Below are 13,010 nucleotides of genomic sequence, written 5' to 3' on the forward strand. Positions count from 1 at the left end.
AAAAAAACCTTTTATTTGGCCCTACAATAAAAAAATTAACCGTTTTAATTTTAAATTTTCCACACCTTTTTTGTGGCGCTTAGGGGTTAACCTTTTTCCCCCCCCCCCCCCCGTTAACATTGGTTAACACAATAATATTGTTATTGGAGTATATCGCATTTACTCCAATAGTGGTTGTGTTCCGATACTTGCGGCACACTACAGTTTATTTCTCTAAATATACCTTTTTGTTCATTCATCCGCCTCTTTCATTCAATCAACTTTCCACTCTTTTTTCCAAAAAAAAATTTCCAGTCATACCAGATACTCATTCAAATGAGGTCCTTCGCGATGTCGAACGTTCTTCAGGATTGTTAAAGTGGCGGCTGATTCCAACATTACACGAGGACCTCACTATTTATCGAAAAGGATATTCAATATTATGGAAGGGAAACGATAACGTTTCTCATACTCTGAATTATTTATTTCTTAACTAAAAAACATGAGATATGAAAAGAATTCATTCAGGCTATTTAAGTATGATAATTGCTTTATTATTAAATACGACATCATGCGGCAAAAAGTTTGAAGACTGCAATGAGTCGTTGTATTTGAAAAATAATTCACAATCTTCAATTTATTATGCCACTACATTAAAAGAGGGTTTTCTCAATTATGACCCGTCGAATCCGACGTATGCGCCGGATTATAAAATAGGGGCCGGCCAAACCCAGAAAGTCCGAATAGGCATCACACTTTCATGCTGGGAACAAGTAATAGAAAGTGCTGACGGGTACTTGTATATATATATTTACGACGCTGAGACACTGGAATCTGAAGGTTGGGATAACATAAAAAACAAACCATTGAAAAAATACAATTTAACGGCTAAAAATCTCTCTCAAATGAAGTGGACAGTCGTTTACCCATAATAATATCATTCCTTTTAAAAACATTATTGCATGAACAGAAAAATCAATCTCAAACAAAATCTGAAAAGGATTTACGTATCGGCCCGAAAACGAGAGCTATGGGTTTCATTGCTTGTGATAACTCTTTCACTTTCTGCCCAGAATGGTGTGGCAAACTCTTCAGGAATTTCAACAACCCATCTCGAAGCACAGCAGCAGAGGAGAGCAATTACCGGTATCGTTTCGGACTCGAATGGAGAACCTCTGCCAGGTGTAACAGTGCGAGTGGTAGGTCGGGAAGGTGGTGTGATAACCGATATTGACGGACGATATACTATCAATGCTGCCCCTGAAGAATCGCTGAGGTTCAGTTATGTTGGAATGAGACAGGTTACAACAGTAGTGGGTAACCTTACCACCCTTAACATCACCATGCAGGAAGATGCCGAGTTATTGGACGAGGTCACCATTACCGCTTTTGCCACACAAAAAAAAGAGAGCGTAGTCTCTTCCATAGAGACCATTAATCCAAGAGAACTCAGGATTCCTTCGAGCAACCTTACAACTGCTCTGGCGGGACGATTGGCAGGAGTAATTTCTTACCAGCGAAGTGGGGAACCGGGCAACGACAACGCGCAGTTCTTTGTACGAGGGGTTACCACTTTCGGTTACGCCAGCAGCCCGCTCATCCTTTTGGATGGCTTTGAAGTAAGTTCCTCTGATCTGGCACGAGTAGACCCCGATAATATCGAACAATTTGCTGTGTTAAAAGATGCTACCGCGGCCGCTTTATACGGGTCGAAAGGTGCTAACGGAGTAATCATGGTCACTACAAAAAAGGGAGTGGCAGGGAAACCCAAGATTTCGATTCGTGCCGACGGCCGTTTGTCCGCCCCCACCCAAGTGCTGGAAACCGTGGACGGTCCTACTTACATGAGATTATACAACGAAGCGCAGTTCAACGACAACCCGTTGCTCGAACCCTATTACAGCGCGCAAAAAATACAGAATACCATTGATAATCTGAATGAATACGCCTATCCGAATCTCGACTGGTACGATATCATGTTCAAACCCCATACATTCAATCAGCACTATAACATGAATGTGAGTGGGGGAGGCTCTGTGGTAAAGTACTACTTATCCGTGTCTTACGACAAGGATACTGGTATTCTTCGGGATAATAAGTTGAATAACTTCAAGAACAATATCGACATCGACCGATTCAATATTCTTGCTAATATAAGCATGGACCTTACCTCCACCACTAAGATGGACATCAATATGAATTCCATTTTCGAGAACTTCACGGGACCGCTCGATAACACGAATGATATCTTCGCCAGTGTGGTAGCCTCGAATCCGGTGGAGTTTCCTAAATATTACCTGCCCGACGAAAAAACGGCCTACGTGAAACACACGCTGTTCGGTTCAGATGCCACCGGTACGATGATCAACCCATATGCGCAAATGGTGCGTGGTTATAAAGACGGTTCTCTGGGGCGGATTACCTCACAATTTTCATTGGATCAGGATATGGATGCCATTTTGGAAGGATTGATGGCAAGAGCCAAAATATCCATTAAGAACGACAACCGGTATGAGAATTACAGGAGTTACACTCCCTACCTTTATAATATAAAAAGCTATGATGAGTTTAGCGACACTTACGTGCTACAAGAGGTGCGCCGAGGCACCGATGCTCTAAGTAACCCCACTATCACCCGTGAAGGTGAATTCAAAGTATATATGGAAGGCGGCTTCACTTACGCCAACACGTTAAACGATTTACATGACGTAAGCGGATTGTTGATCTACACGCAGGAGGAATCAAAAAACACCGGAATCTATCTGCCGCAGGATATGACCATCCAAAGGACGTTACCTCAACGGAACCAAGGATTACGGGCACGTGTTAATTATGGATTCAACTCAAAATATCTTGCTGAACTAAGTTTAACCTACACCGGTTCGGAAAAGTTCGACAAATCACACCGCTGGGGGATATTCCCGGCTTTTGGGGTAGGATATATCGTGTCGAACGAACCGTTTTGGTCTCCACTGGAGAATACCATCTCCAACTTTAAACTGAAATATTCCTGGGGAAAAGTAGGTAATGACCAGATTGCCGGAGCCGCGGATCGATTCTTTTTCCTCTCCGACATTTCTACCGGAGCAGGCGGATACCGTTGGGGAAGGGATTTCAACACCAATTATGGAGGATTCAACATCAACCGTTATGCCAACCCCATGATCACATGGGAAATTGCACAAAAACAGAATATAGGTGTCGAGGTAGACCTGTTCAAGAACCACGCAGTGAAATTAATCCTGGAATATTTTACAGAAAACCGGAAACAGATCTATCAGGCACGGGCTAATTTGCCTGCAACCATGGGGTTGACCAGTGCCGTACATGGTAACGTGGGAGAAGTGAAGAGCGGCGGATGGGACGGATCTATCGACGTCAATCATTCGTTTAACAAGGATCTCTGGATTCAAGGACGTTTCAATTTCACCTTCGCACAGAATGAGTATGTACAAAACGAAGAACCAGAATATCGCTGGCCCTATTTGAGTGACATCGGGTGGCCCATCAATACATGGAAGGGATACATCGCCGAAAGGTTGTTTATCGATCAGGCCGATGTGAATAATTCGCCTGTACAGGAGTTGGGAAGTGTTCCTCAACCGGGAGACATCAAATACAAAGACATCAATGGCGACGGAAGGGTAAATTCCGACGACCAAGTGCATATTGGTTATCCGACCGTACCTGAGATCACCTACGGATTCGGATTGTCCGGAGGTTATAAGAATTTCGATATCTCCTGCTTCTTCCAAGGACAAGACCGGGTCTCCTTCTTTATCGACCCGAATGCAAGAAGATATGATCCCGACCGGTTCGGTATAGCACCTTTCGCCGGACATAGAGGAGCTCTTAAAATCATCGCCGAGGATCACTGGAATCCGAATAATCCGGTATCGCATGCTTTCTGGCCGAGATTGTCGGCCACCATCAACCAGAACAATAGCGTGCAGAATTCAACCTGGTGGCTCCGCAACGGACGTTTCTTACGGTTAAAAACCGTAGAAGTGGGATACACACTGCCGGACAAGTGGATCGGATCAATACCTTTCAGCATGGTTCGCCTCTATTTCACCGGACAGAACCTGCTTTCTATTTCCGATTTCAAACTCTGGGATCCGGAAATGGCAGGAAACGGGTTGGCGTATCCATTGCAGCGCGTGTACAACGTCGGATTAAACATAACTTTTTAATTATTAAAAGAGTAATCATATGAAACGAGCATGATAATCATTATCACACAAGATCATGACTAAAGCGAGTTCCATATACCGAAATAAAAAAATAAAATAATCCATATGAAATCAAAAATAATTGCCATAAGCTTTATTCTAATCTTATCCGTCATTCTGACCAATTGTAATTATCTGGACATTATCCCAGATAACACGGTACAAGTGGGCAGCTTGTTCGAAAACCGGGATAAGGCGCTCAACGCACTATCCACCTGCTACAGATATATGCCGAATTATGAAAAACTTCACTATTCCATGTCCCTTGCCGGCGATGAATGGGTGGGTCGTCTGGATGCCGACCATGGAGAAAACAGGGAATTGCTGAGAGGGATGCAACTGATGCGTGGGTGGAATAACTCGAACGACCCTATTTTGAATTATTGGGGAAATGGTGGAGGAGCTACCGGTCTATATCGAGGCATTCGCGTATGTAATATCTTCTTCGAAAACATAGACAATGTCCCGGACCTGACACCCGCTGAGCGTAACGACTGGATAGCACAGGTAAAGATACTGAAAGCCTATTACCACTACTACCTGCTCAGGCTATACGGCCCGATTGTGATTGCCGACAAAAACCTGGAACCGTTCTCTACCATAGAGGAGGTACGGCAGGAAAGACAAACCATTGATTCCTGCTTCAATTACGTGTTGAATCTGATCGATGAAGTCTTATTCGATGAAAACGGAATCGCAAGAACAGAACTTGCCATGGAAAGAGAAAGTACTTATTACGGACAAATAGACCAAACCATTGCCCGGGCCATCAAGGCACAGGTACTCCTCACCAGGGCAAGCCCTCTGTTCAACGGAAACTCCGAATATTTCAGCAATTTCAGGAATAAAGCAGGTGAAACCTACTTTCCGATGCAATACGATCCTGAAAAATGGAAGCAGGCGTTGGACGCGATCAAGGAAGCCATCGATTTTGCGGAGGCCCGCGGTAAAAAACTCTATACTTTTGACGGTCAACCCAAGTTCTGGGATATAGACAATTTCCAGACATCCGAAATCATCCAGTACTGCTACAACAAACGTTTCAGTATTGTTTCTCCGTGGAACGACGAATTGATCTGGGGATATTCCGGATTGGATTATGAAGGACAGGGCGGATTTGCACATGCCACTAATATGCGTTCCGTTGCAGAACCTACGACTGCCGGATTTGCATGGCAATGGTTGGGCGCTGATTACCGGATGACCGAGCTTTTCTATACAAAGAATGGAGTGCCTATTGAAGACGACAAAACATTTGACTATGACAACCGTCGGCAGATAACGACTATTCCCAGCGACAACTACCATAAAGGGTATATGCAGGCGGGAGAAAAGACCATTAACCTGCATTTAAACCGGGAACCTCGCTTCTATGCATGGATGGTAGTGGACAGAAGCATCTGGCGGACCCATGATATAGCCAATGATGTAAAGATGCGTTACAATGAATTTCCTGGGGGAAGAGGGTCACAACATACAACCGACTTCTACTGGACAGGTATTGCGGTGAAAAAGCTAGTTCATCCCGAATCGGGCACCGGCCACTGGGCACGTGTGGTAAAATACCCCTATCCTATTATCCGATTGTCGGACCTCTACTTGATGTATGCCGAAGCATATAACGAGTATCACGGACCAGGAGCACCTGCATACGATTACCTGAACAAAGTGCGGGCCACAAGCGGGCTCAAACCGATAGAGCAAGTATGGAGTGATGCCAATATAGTAAGGACGCCAGACAAACACCTCACGAAAGAAGGGTTGCGCGACATCATCCAACGGGAGCGCATGATCGAATTATCCTTTGAAGGACATCGTTATTTTGATATTTTGCGCTGGAAACAGGCAGACAGGTATTTTTTATCACCTGTCAGGGGATGGAACACCACAGGGGTGGATCCGGAACAATTCTATGTGCTAACGACATTACAACCACGCAGATGGCAGACACCCCGCGACTACCTGATGCCCATACCCATTTCAGACTTAAATAGAAATCCGAATTTAACACAAAATCCGGGATGGTAATCTCTTAAATTATACATAATTATGAAACGAATATATTATTTCTATAGCATCATTATTTTATTTGCAGCGGTTTTTATCATGAACAGTTGCCAAGATACCGCGGTGGGAGACACTACTCCCCCGGGGCAGGTGACAAACGTGATTTTCACGCCGCAGTACGGTGGAGGTTACTTCACTTACACCATTCCATCCGATGAGGATTTTCTCTACACCCGGGCAGAATACATTATCGACACCGGTGCGAAAATATCCAAAACCAGTAGTGTTTATTCAGATACCTTATTTATCGACGGGTTTGGACAAAAAAAGGAATACGATGTGCAGATCTTTTCGGTTGACAGGAATAATAATCAATCGGCCCCTGTTGTCATGAAAGTAGTGCCTCTTGAACCTACCACACTGGCAGTATTGGAAACCGTTCAGGTACAGCCCGGATTTTCCTCATTGGTGGTTGACTGGGAAAACGACCAGAAAAAAAATATAACCATTTACGTGAATGTAAAAGTGAGGGAAACGGAAGCCACCAAAATCTATGCTTCCAATCTTGAGAAAGATCGTTTTATGATTGATAATCTGAAAGGAGAACCTCATTTAGTGAATGTATTTATCAAGGATACCTATGAAAATCAAACGCAGACTAAAGATTTTGGAGAGATTACCCCACTGGTCGATGGAGCTATCTCTAAAAAGCAATGGTCTTTTCTTAGGGATAATCTCCTTTACGGTAATAAGTGGGATTATAATAGTGATCCAGATCCCTTTCAACAAAAACCTCTTCCTGAATATCAAGGAACGTATCGCGACGATAGTTTGAAGAATGCAAGGGAAACCTATTATGAAGGGCGGATAGAAAAATTCTGGGATAATGAATATGATTACGAACCCAAATTGAATCTGAACTACTTCCATACTGGTCCGCAGTCTTATCCATTTTCATACTTTATTGATATGGGACGTGAAATCCAAGGGAGCCGCTTTAAAATATGGCAACGTAATGCCTGGGGTATGCTTTATGGCGGTGAAAATGTGGAAATCTGGGAGATATGGATCAGTGACGATAAAGATCCGACCGACGGAGTTTTTGAAGGTTGGGAATTGGTGGGAAGGTATCGAATAGCACAACCGGCCAACGTGATTGAGGCTCGTAACGAGGCCCGTGACGGACATGAATATTTATTTTATCCCGAGAATCCGCGTTTTACCAAACCCTTCCGTTATTTACGCTATAAAGCTATCAAACAGTATGGAGGAGGAAATTCGGGATGTACTTCCGAAATCACCATTTTCGGCACGGAAGCCGACGGATCCATTATCGAAGATCCTGAAACATTGACAGGGGTTTTAGAAGGATGGGAATAGATCAACGGTACATTCATTTTCAAATTAATCATACAGATGAAAAAAATAAAATCAATAATAACATTCAGTATTCTCATCGCTTTCGTGGGGAATTACGGATGCGACAGTATGGAGGATAATTTTAAGCAATATCTCAAAGAATATAACTATTCCGGCAAGATCGACAGTTTGCGCGTTTATCCCGGTTACGAGAGAGTAATATTGGCATGGGATAATCCAAAAGATCAAAAATCAAAATCGATCAGGGTTGTATATGGTAGCGACAGCACTGTTATATCGTTTGACACGTTGGTAGATTCCATCAGTATTGAAGGATTAACCGCGGGGACCGGTTACGAGTTCATTGTCTACACAATGGATGCTCACAACAACCTGTCTGTGCCGACCTATATTACTGCTTTTCCTATTTCACAAGCCTTTGTCGAAAGTTTAACACCGCCCATGGTGGTTGTCCAGACAATCGGTCCCGATCAATACATATCGATGATGGGGACCTCAAACGTGTTGATGAATTTCTCAGGTCATGTTGAATATAGTGTCACCGGGCCGGATGATTTCTCTTTATCAGACGAAATCTACTTACCTGGGTTGGCGGGGAAGACTCAAGTTGATATTCCTGTCGCCGACCTTATATCTTTACCGTTCCTACCTAGAGGGGATTATACATTTAATATCAAAGTCTCTGTATGGCCTCTTCAAGGCAATCTGGTCTCTGTTGACGAAGTATGGCTTTCCAACACTCAGACAATTACGGTAGAACCGGTAAAAATCAATCTGATGACAATTCCCGGAACCGTATCCGACCAGCATAACACCGGTGGCGGCGAAGGTATCCAGATGCTGGTCGATGGCAATCCAAACACCAAATACCTGTGCGGAACACAGCTCACATGGATGATGTGGAAGATGGACCGTGAATTTATTGCCAACACGTATGAACTCACATCGGCAAATGATGCGGACAGCCGAGATCCGAAAGACTGGGTACTGGAAGGGTCAAACGACGGAACCAACTGGACGGTACTCGATCAACAATCCGATATCAAGTTTACAACTCGTTTCCAGAAGAAGACATTCCCGTTATCCAATGTGACCCCCTACTCTCATTACAGGCTAAGGGTTACCGCAAATAACGGATCCAGTATATTCCAATTAGCAGAATGGACACTCTTCTACGATACCAATGAATGAAGGGGTAGAGTAAAACAGACTAAGAGTAGGAGAAAAAAAGTAGTTTTCTCCTACTTTTTTTTCAGGGTAGCTTTTTGACACCGGTATTCGAAAATCAATTCTTTCATCCGTCCCTGCTTTATTTCAATTCATCACCATTTTTTTCTATTTTTGTAGCTGGAAAGAACAAGGTTTTACTTTCGATGGGATATATCAGGAAATGAACACCTTGGGAACTTGAATAAAAAAAATTATGATGGATCACAAGACTAGGGTACGCTTTGCACCCAGCCCCACAGGGCCATTGCATATCGGCGGGGTACGCACGGCACTATACAATTATCTCTTTGCCAGACAACAAGGTGGGGATTTTATCCTGCGGATTGAAGATACTGACTCCACCCGGTTTGTGCCGGGTGCGGAAGAGTATATCCAGGAAACGTTCGACTGGCTGGGTCTTGCCTTTGACGAAAGCCCACTGAAAGGAGGATGCTACGGACCCTATAAACAGTCTCAACGAAAAGATATCTACAAACAATATGTCAATGCGCTGCTCGACAAAGGAGCAGCTTATATCGCGTTCGACACGCCGGAAGAGCTGGAAGCCCAAAGGGCGGCGATTGCCAATTTCCAGTATGACGCTTCCACCAGGGATAGGATGCGTAACTCGCTTACCCTTCCGGAAGAAGAAACAGAATCTTTGATAAAATCAGGCACACAATATGTTGTCCGCATCAAAATAGATCCTGATCAGGAGATTATCGTCGACGATATGATCCGCGGCAAGGTGGTGATCAACTCGTCCGTACTCGACGACAAGGTGATCTATAAATCGGCCGATGAACTGCCCACCTATCACTTAGCCAATGTGGTGGACGACCATCTGATGGAAATAACCCATGTGATCCGGGGTGAGGAGTGGCTTCCCTCGGCTCCTTTGCATGTATGGTTGTACCGCAGCCTGGGCTGGGAAGAAGGCATGCCGCGGTTCGCCCACCTCCCGCTCCTGCTCAAACCGGAAGGAAACGGCAAACTGAGCAAACGTGATGGCGACCGTCTCGGATTTCCCGTTTTTCCATTGCAATGGACAGACCCCAAGACAGGCGAACTATCGTCGGGATACCGCGAAAACGGCTATCTACCGGAAGCGGTCATTAATTTTCTCGCTTTTTTAGGATGGAACCCGGGCACGGAACAGGAGATATTCTCCCTCGACGGACTGGTACAGGCATTTTCTTTCGACAGATGCAGTAAGAGCGGAGCCAAATTCGACGTGGAAAAAGCCAAATGGTATAACCACCAATATATCCTCAAAATGTCCGACCATGAGCTGGCCGAACTGTTTATGCCCGCCTTACAGGAAAAAGGGATCCGCGCGCCCGCGGAAAAAGTGGAAAAAGCGGTCGGATTGGTGAAAGAGCGTGTACATTTTATCCCTGAGCTGTGGGATCAAACATCCTTTTTCTTTGTCGCCCCCACGGCTTACGATGAAAAAACGGTCAATAAACGCTGGAAAGAAGAGACTCCCGCGCAGATGAAGCAACTGGCAGCATTGCTTGAAGCAACGGACGACTTCTCCGCAAAAAACCAGGAGAGAATGGTAATGGAGTGGATCCAACAGAACCAATTACATACCGGAAACGTTATGAATGCATTCCGGTTGGCCATCGTAGGTGCCGGAAAGGGACCGCATATGTTCGACATTACCGAAGTGATCGGCAAAGAGGAAACACTCCACCGTTTGGAACAGGCAATACATGCTCTGCCGCAGAGATAAATTTAATTCTGTATAACAGCAATGGATATCGATTTTGTGATTACCTGGGTTGACATGGACGACCCAAAATGGAAAGCCGATTTCACCAAATATTCGGGTAAAATAGACAACTCGAAAAATGAGGTTTCGGAAGCCCGTTTCCGTGACTATGGCTTCCTGAAATATTGGTTCAGGGGGGTAGAGAAATTCGCGCCATGGGTGAGGAAAATACATTTCGTCACTTGTGGCCAGAAACCCGAATGGCTCAATGCCGATCACCCCCAATTGGCACTGGTAAATCACAGTGATTACATCCCCGAAAAATACTTACCCGTATTCAACTCCTCGCTCATAGAGATATATCTTCATAAAATCCCACATCTGGCCGATCGTTTTGTCTACTTCAATGATGATTTTTTCATCATCGACCATATCGGCCAGGATCGTTTTTACACCAATGGGTTGCCCAATGATATTGCCGCATTCCGCTACAATTCAGGAATGGGATTATGGTCGAAATGCCTGAAGAACAATATCAGGATTATCAATGAAAGGTTTGACAAACATGAAGTGCTGCAACGCGATCAGGATAAATGGTTTCATCCCTCTTACGGTAAAAAAGCCAATCTGACGCGATTACTGAGGCCTTATGGAAAGTTTGTGACACTTATCACGCCGCATAATGCCCAACCCTACCTCAAGTCGACTTTTGAAGAGGTTTGGGAGTACGCCGGAGACAAATTGACCGCGGTATCGACTAACCGCTTTCGCAGTCCCGAGGATTACACCCAGGAGTTGTTCCGTACCTGGCAGATCTGCCGTTCAAACTTTGAACCTTACAACACCTACAAGAATACAAAGATGTTCCCGCTCGTACTCCGGTCGAAGAAGGCGATAAAAGCCATCTACGATCAAAGTTACAAGTTGATCTGCCTCAACGACAACGCCCATATCTGGAACTATACGCAGGTGATGCAGGAGATTGAAAAAGCTTTTGAATCTGTTTTACCGGAAAAGTCTCAGTTCGAATTATAACCATATCACACCCTATGCTATGGAGAAAGAGCTATTAATTTCTGTTATTATCCCGACACTGAATTAGTTATGATAAAAGGAAAAAATACAGTTTTGTTAATGACAGGTGCAATTGATGTTCAACACAGCCAAGTCCCTTTTACCCAGATTACCGATACACAAACACGTCTCGAACAGTACCTCCGTTCGATTGAATATGCCATCAGGAAATACCGTAGCATTCGATGGCGGTTTCAAACTTTTCCATGACGCGTTTCCATTGATAATTTCTTTCAACGTACGATTTACCGTTTTGCGCGATAAGATGTCTGTCGCTGCCGGATAGAGTGAGTATTCTGTTTATCTGTTGGCGGAAATCTTCCCCCTCATAATAAACGAATCCCGCTTGGCTCTGCTCGATATGGGATCTCTGCACCTCACAATGGCCGTTGACCAGAACCGGTTTTCCCGCCGACATTGCTTCCAGCGTTACCATCGACAGGCTTTCGTTGCGGGAAGGGACGATCACCGCCTGACAGTGCTGCAGATAGGTCAGTTTCTGGACCTCGTCTATAAATCCGGTAAAAATAATATTATTGCATTCAACCGGATTGTTCATATGATTCTTGCCGATCATTACGAGCTTTATACCGTTATATTGCGACTTGTTCATCCGGAAGAAATAATCCATCAGTTCCAAGCACCCTTTACCGATATCTATGCGTCCGATATAAACAAAATAAGGGAAAGCGATTGGTGGCGGCGTATTTTCCTTCCCTTCCGGACTGTCGAAACCGACGCCTGTAATGTCGGATCTGATAGTTCGTGTATCAGGATGGACGGATTCTACCAGTCGTTTTTCAAACTCCGTGCTATACATGATAAAGCCCGGCAGGGAGAACATTTTTCTGAAACCTGACAGGTAAAGCTTCGGCTCATCATATGCCAATGGAATGAGGATACTTTTACCGGATACTTTGTGCAATCCAAAATAATTTGGATAGTACAGACAATTAAAAAAAATAAACGCCTTATACCTGTCATTCTCCCGTTCTATATACGAAATCATCCCCTTGCATACAGGATTTTCATTCTCTATCCAGCGTTCAAATATCCGGTCGTGATCTTTCCTTCTTCTGTATCGGATGCGCCTGTACGAAAGGGTAATGATATTGCTTAACGTATATCCTGTATTGTAATACTTGTAATTTCCGCGGATATAACGGCCTACCCATCGAGCTGTTTTCGGCTCTCCTCTCTCATATGTAAACCGCAATACACGTATGCCGTCTATTATTTCCTCACCTGCCAGATAATGGTCTTCCCCGGTAGGATAACCTACAGAACAGGAGGTGAGGACAACCACTTCATACCTTTCTATCAAACGTTCAGCTAGCAACCGGGCATATAACTGCTCCCCTCCGTTCATCTCCTCACCGTATCGCTGTACAACTATTGCTATTTTATCCATT

At 44.4% G+C, this 13,010-nt stretch carries 8 protein-coding genes; 7 read left to right on the plus strand and 1 reads right to left on the minus strand.

What is annotated here, in order from left to right; translation table 11 throughout:
• Positions 1–488 precede the first annotated feature (488 nt).
• The 7 genes from D7D25_RS11995 to D7D25_RS12025 all read left to right on the plus strand — a co-directional run bounded on the left by D7D25_RS11995 (position 489) and on the right by D7D25_RS12025 (position 11,559).
• Positions 489–911: a hypothetical protein gene (locus tag D7D25_RS11995; protein ID WP_148038922.1), complete on the plus strand. Its 423-nt coding sequence runs from the start codon at positions 489–491 to the stop codon at positions 909–911.
• A 30-nt stretch (positions 912–941) separates the two neighbouring features.
• Positions 942–4,172, plus strand: coding sequence for a TonB-dependent receptor (locus tag D7D25_RS12000; protein ID WP_122969196.1), 3,231 nt, complete (start codon positions 942–944; stop codon positions 4,170–4,172).
• A 105-nt stretch (positions 4,173–4,277) separates the two neighbouring features.
• Positions 4,278–6,239, plus strand: a complete 1,962-nt coding sequence (locus D7D25_RS12005) for a RagB/SusD family nutrient uptake outer membrane protein (protein ID WP_122969197.1) — start codon at positions 4,278–4,280, stop codon at positions 6,237–6,239.
• 21 nt (positions 6,240–6,260) lie between these two features.
• Positions 6,261–7,598, plus strand: a complete 1,338-nt coding sequence (locus D7D25_RS12010) for a DUF4959 domain-containing protein (protein ID WP_122969198.1) — start codon at positions 6,261–6,263, stop codon at positions 7,596–7,598.
• A gap of 36 nt (positions 7,599–7,634) precedes the next feature.
• Positions 7,635–8,789 (plus strand): DUF4998 domain-containing protein, encoded by a 1,155-nt coding sequence (locus D7D25_RS12015; RefSeq protein ID WP_122969199.1) that lies wholly within the window; start codon positions 7,635–7,637, stop codon positions 8,787–8,789.
• Between the two features lie 232 nt (positions 8,790–9,021).
• Positions 9,022–10,545, plus strand: coding sequence for a glutamate--tRNA ligase (gene gltX, locus D7D25_RS12020; protein ID WP_122969200.1), 1,524 nt, complete (start codon positions 9,022–9,024; stop codon positions 10,543–10,545).
• 21 nt (positions 10,546–10,566) lie between these two features.
• Positions 10,567–11,559, plus strand: coding sequence for a Stealth CR1 domain-containing protein (locus D7D25_RS12025; protein ID WP_122969201.1), 993 nt, complete (start codon positions 10,567–10,569; stop codon positions 11,557–11,559).
• Between the two features lie 202 nt (positions 11,560–11,761).
• On the opposite strand, the gene D7D25_RS12030 is transcribed toward D7D25_RS12025, so the two are convergent.
• Positions 11,762–13,009 (minus strand): glycosyltransferase family 4 protein, encoded by a 1,248-nt coding sequence (locus tag D7D25_RS12030; RefSeq protein ID WP_122969202.1) that lies wholly within the window; start codon positions 13,007–13,009, stop codon positions 11,762–11,764.
• Position 13,010: the final 1 nt, after the last annotated feature.

It is taken from the genome of Proteiniphilum sp. X52, assembly GCF_003712195.1.
Lineage (GTDB): Bacteria > Bacteroidota > Bacteroidia > Bacteroidales > Dysgonomonadaceae > Proteiniphilum.

Coding starts and splice junctions, on each gene's coding strand:
- D7D25_RS11995 (WP_148038922.1), top strand. CDS start 489: ATGAAAAGAATTCATTCAGGCTATTTAAGTATGATAATTGCTTTATTA.
- D7D25_RS12000 (WP_122969196.1), top strand. CDS start 942: ATGAACAGAAAAATCAATCTCAAACAAAATCTGAAAAGGATTTACGTA.
- D7D25_RS12005 (WP_122969197.1), top strand. CDS start 4,278: ATGAAATCAAAAATAATTGCCATAAGCTTTATTCTAATCTTATCCGTC.
- D7D25_RS12010 (WP_122969198.1), top strand. CDS start 6,261: ATGAAACGAATATATTATTTCTATAGCATCATTATTTTATTTGCAGCG.
- D7D25_RS12015 (WP_122969199.1), top strand. CDS start 7,635: ATGAAAAAAATAAAATCAATAATAACATTCAGTATTCTCATCGCTTTC.
- gltX (WP_122969200.1), top strand. CDS start 9,022: ATGATGGATCACAAGACTAGGGTACGCTTTGCACCCAGCCCCACAGGG.
- D7D25_RS12025 (WP_122969201.1), top strand. CDS start 10,567: ATGGATATCGATTTTGTGATTACCTGGGTTGACATGGACGACCCAAAA.
- D7D25_RS12030 (WP_122969202.1), bottom strand. CDS start 13,009: ATGGATAAAATAGCAATAGTTGTACAGCGATACGGTGAGGAGATGAAC.